1 protein-coding gene is annotated in these 527 nt (G+C 70.4%); it reads left to right on the forward strand.

The window, feature by feature from the left end; translation table 11 throughout:
* Positions 1-527: PAS domain-containing protein (locus JMJ56_RS33270; protein ID WP_202836142.1), on the forward strand; the 527-nt coding region annotated here is incomplete at both ends.

Here is a 527-nt window from a genome sequence, read left to right on the forward strand (position 1 = left end):
GTCGGGTGGCTGGCTGGACGGCTCGGGGCGCTGCTGTCCGGCGTCATGCTGCTCGCCGTCTACGTGCGCCAGGTCGACTTCCTCTACACCCGGGCCGAGACGACGGCCGTCGAGCGGGAGGCTGCGCGGGCGGAGCTGGAGAGCGCGCGCGACAACCTCGCCATCGCGCTCGAGGCGGCTGACATGGGCGATTGGGAGCTGGACCTCGCCACCGACACTGCACGCCGCACGCTGCGGCACGACCAGATCTTCGGCTACAAGACGCTCCAGCCGACCTGGGGCAAGGATGTGTTCCTGGAGCACGTGCTTTCCGACGACCGCGCGGGGGTGGAAGCCGCGTTCGCCTCGGCGCTGGAGCGAGGCACGCTGCAGCTTGAGTGCCGGATCCGGAGGGCGTCGGACAGCGAGGTCCGCTGGATCGCCGTCAGGGGTAAGACCTCCTACGACGCTGCCGGGAGGCCCACCGGCATGGCAGGCGTCGTCATGGACACGACCGAGCGGAAGATGGTCGAGGAGCGGCTGCGGCA

Origin of the sequence: Belnapia arida (assembly GCF_016773205.1) — a bacterium.
Lineage (GTDB): Bacteria > Pseudomonadota > Alphaproteobacteria > Acetobacterales > Acetobacteraceae > Belnapia > Belnapia arida.